This window comes from Bacillus mycoides (assembly GCF_001757995.1).
GTDB classification, from domain to species: domain Bacteria; phylum Bacillota; class Bacilli; order Bacillales; family Bacillaceae_G; genus Bacillus_A; species Bacillus_A mycoides_B.
In genome coordinates, this window is the sequence record NZ_LXLV01000014.1 from 1 (window position 1) to 3,774 (window position 3,774).

Annotated in this window: 4 protein-coding genes and 2 pseudogenes; 1 reads left to right on the forward strand and 5 read right to left on the reverse strand. The window is 33.5% G+C overall.

The annotated features are described in order from the left end of the window. Window positions 1–248, reverse strand: a 248-nt coding sequence (locus BWGOE10_RS04705) for a YolD-like family protein (RefSeq protein ID WP_070168343.1), incomplete at its 3' end; no start/stop codon positions are given. A gap of 173 nt (window positions 249–421) precedes the next feature. Here BWGOE10_RS04705 and BWGOE10_RS33240 point away from each other — a divergent pair. After that, window positions 422–645 (forward strand): annotated as a pseudogene (locus BWGOE10_RS33240) (N-acetylmuramoyl-L-alanine amidase); the annotation flags it as partial. An 88-nt stretch (window positions 646–733) separates the two neighbouring features. Here BWGOE10_RS33240 and BWGOE10_RS04710 read toward each other — a convergent pair. From BWGOE10_RS04710 to BWGOE10_RS33910, 4 genes and pseudogenes are all read right to left on the reverse strand, one after another. After that, a complete protein-coding gene (locus BWGOE10_RS04710; RefSeq protein ID WP_070144161.1) occupies window positions 734–1,042 on the reverse strand; it encodes a hypothetical protein in 309 nt (102 codons plus the stop codon). Between the two features lie 139 nt (window positions 1,043–1,181). Beyond that, window positions 1,182–1,394: a DUF3006 domain-containing protein gene (locus tag BWGOE10_RS04715; protein ID WP_070144162.1), complete on the reverse strand. Its 213-nt coding sequence runs from the start codon at window positions 1,392–1,394 to the stop codon at window positions 1,182–1,184. Window positions 1,395–1,396: 2 nt separating this feature from the next. Continuing rightward, on the reverse strand, window positions 1,397–2,782 hold the full coding sequence (locus BWGOE10_RS04720) for an S-layer homology domain-containing protein (protein WP_070144163.1): 1,386 nt from the start codon (window positions 2,780–2,782) through the stop codon (window positions 1,397–1,399). 113 nt (window positions 2,783–2,895) lie between these two features. Then, window positions 2,896–3,060: pseudogene (locus tag BWGOE10_RS33910) on the reverse strand (hypothetical protein); the annotation flags it as partial. Between the last annotated feature and the right edge of the window lie 714 nt (window positions 3,061–3,774).

The following is a 3,774-nucleotide window of genomic DNA, read 5'->3' on the forward strand; positions in this document are numbered from 1 at the left end:
GTTACAGTCACATATCTAGTAAGCAAATGACCATCTCTATAATAAGTAATCAATATCTTCTCTTCAGAAAGAAATGAACATAATAACTTGTTTTCAATAATTTCTTGTTCGTCTTGGGTTAATGTAGGGCGCTCCACTTTTGTTTGTTTTTTAACAATCTTACCAATACCGATGAATTTCTTCGGTATCGAAGCGAATGGAGTCTGCTTAACCAGTCCTATTCTTTTTGGCATATTTGTATAGTTCATGCTGTATATCCCCCTAATTGCTATTAATAACTGTATCATTATATCAAACTTTAGTTATATTAGGATTAATTATGTGATTATAAAATAAATATTTAGAGGTTTTTGGCTCCTTATAAAATCAAACCAATTTAACTTAGCATGATTTATACATATAATAGGAGAAATTACTGTGTAGTCCCTTTGTAGGTAAGTGTGTTGTTGCTAAGGTTAATAATCTACGTTTCAATAATACCTTTCTTGACAGGGTAAAGATGTCGCTGGTTCTGTAGATGCAGGGTTGGGATTTGCAATTGATGTGAAAGTAAGTGTGAATGGTTTGTATCAATACAAAGTACACAATAGTAAAGGTAAAACATACTATGTAACTGTAAATGAAGCCTATGTAAACGTCTATTAACCTAGTAACAGTATGACAAAGAAACCGATTCCCACTAAAGAGTCGGTTTCTTACAATTATTATGTCAAACGTTTAATGCTGATACATATTATACGATAAACTCGAAATATTCCGGGAAATCAATGTTATTCATATTTTCTATGTCACCATTTTCTTCTATGTGAGCATATATTTTGTGAATGCATTTATATAATAAGGAAATATGTTTCTCAGGCATATCATCTAGTAAAATAAATGCTTCCACACGGTTAGTTGCATTCTTAGCAACTTTAAAATTCCATCTACTATAAAGCTCTGGATTTAACATGCAAGATTCAGTATCTGGACCGAAACTGTAAATCACACTTTCTTTATCCTCATTTTCTTTCATTATTGTTATTAGTGGATATCTCCCCATTGTTCTCAACACTCCTTAATCAAAAACTTTATCAAGAGGAACTTTTAAATGCTCATCAAAAGGTATCATTGGCTCAGTTTCAGGTGAATCCCATGGCCGTCCTGTTGGATGGCTCTTCTCATTTTAACATTTAATCTTGTTATTCAAATAATTTATCCATTAAATCTTGGACTTCACGTCTCTTTTTATCTGTTTCGTCCTTATCAATTGTATACTTATCATCCTCGATTATAAGAACATCACCCTCTTTTGCAGTAGCGGGAAGTTTGGATTTAGGCACATCAATTGTTGAGTTATTAATTTCAATAATTGCTAGTTCTCCTTCAAAACGGTCAATAATACCTCTTTTCATAATTATCTCTCCGTTCTTACAGAAATATTAGAACCATCGCTGTTAACAACTACTGTCCCATTTAAATCTGTTCTATAAACCTTAACAGACATTGAAGATAGCTTAGCTAAAGTTTCCTGTGTAGGATGTCCATATCGGTTACCTGCACCAGCACTGATTACAGCAATGCTTGGTTTAACTGCATCTAAAAATGGCTGAGAAGAAGAAGTCTTACTTCCATGGTGACCAGGTTTTAATACATCAGATTTTAAGTTTGACCCATGCGCTGCAACCATATCTTTTTCGCTTTTCGCTTCAGCATCGCCAGTAAATAAGAATGATTTGCTGCCGTGCGTTATTTTTAATACAGAGCTCCATTCGTTTAAGTCGTCACCATATTCTCTAACAGGAGCTAGGAATTGTGAGTTTAAACCGTTTATGGGTAAATTCAAGCCAGACTTTGCTTCTTTAATTGTTAATCCTTTGTCGGCTACTGCAGTTAAAAAGTCTTTAAATGTATCGGTTGTATGACTTACTTTAGGTGCATAAACATTTTTTACATTCATGGAATAAAGTACTTCATCTAAGCCGCCTACATGATCGGCATCAGGGTGCGTAGCAATCATATAATCAATGGTTTGGAATCCTAGTCCCTTTAGATAATTTGCGACTACCTTACCTTTGCCGTTGTTACCTCCGTCAATGAGGATAGTTTCTCCACTTGGAGACTTTATAAACGTTGCATCACCCTGTCCTACATCAATATAATGAACTTCTAAGTTGCCCTTAGGTTGAGGAAGAGTTGGACGGAAGCTTGGTTCTAATACGCGAGCTAAGAAAGCAGCGAATTGCTCACGAGTTACTTTTAAGTCTGGACCGAATGTACCATCAGGAAATCCAGCAGTAATATTATTTTGAGCTAAAGTTTTGATATATTGATAACCCCAATGACTAGCTGGAACATCAGGGAAGTTTACGTCAGTACCTGTAGGTTTTAAATTAAATGTTTTGACGAGTACGACAGCCATTTCTGCACGAGTTAATGAACGATCAGGGAAGTAGTTTTTTTCACGTTGTACAATGTTATAATGCGCTAACTTATGTACAGAATCATAGTAATAAATACCTTTGGTTACATCTGAAAAAATATGAGTATAGCTAGCTGGCTTTTCTAATTTTAACGATAAATCTAACATTAATGCCATTTGTCCACGAGTTACATTGTCACTAGGATTAAAATATCCTTCCGGAGTACCATTAATAATGCCTTTTTCCGCTAAATAGTTAATTTCTTTATATGCCCAATGATTAGATGGGACATCAGGGAAAGATTTAGCACTTGCAAGATTAGGGATAAATAATGAAACAATCATTACAAATACCGCTAGTAATAAGCTAAACTTTTTCAAAAATATCGCCTCACTTTATATATTTTTTCAACCTATTTAACTTTAGCATTTCTTACAAATAATTCAAAGTTTAATAGAATAACATGTAATATTTACCCTATTTCAGTAGGTTGCTAACAACGTTGAATTGTCATAGTTGAAAGACTTTTGAAGAGGTTAAGATAAGGTAAGGAAAACATTTCTTCAGCTTTCGTTTTATCATAGAACTGTTGACCAGGCGTATGATAAATTTTTTAACCTTTGCTATTTTTATTACCTTTAATATTGCAAGTACCGCTATGGTATGGTAGGGCTGGAAGTGATGGAAGTACTGTGGGAACAGTTGGGTATTATTAATAAGAGCCCAATAAAATATTCTCTTGGATGCAAGAGGATTTTTTTATTGGGAATAGTAAGAAAGAGGGGAGGTGCATTACATATGGGAAAAGGTAGAAGTGATAATGCTGGTAAAAAGCAACCGAATTTCGATGATTCATCTAATTTCGCTAAACAAAGCCAACCGACAGAAAAGAAGAAGAAATAAGAACAGGAGCTCTCTTGATAAAGGGAGCTCGTTTTTAAGATGCAGCTTTGAAATAAAGTCGTACCGTTTATAAAAAAATGCGATGTTTTGAAAAAAGTCGTGATGTTTACATAAGAAATTTTATAGATAGTTGCAAAAAAAGAGTAAAATCCATCTCAAAATGAAAAGAATTCTTATCTTATTGAGATGGATGAAAAAATCTCGAATCTATATTTTAAAATCTGTATTAGAATCAAACTTAACTGAAGGTTCACCTAAACCAAGTACAATAAAGAATACCTTTGACGTAAAAGGACTAAAGGAAACACTCTTTTTCGACATCACACACAATTAAGTTTTGAGTAAAATACAAGCTATTTAGTCTTAAGGGGTAAAAGTTAACTGTTTTGTATTAAAGTGTCCTTAACGTGTATTTATATGCTAGCTATATCCTATAAGCAATCATGTAATCAATATTAATATGTATAGG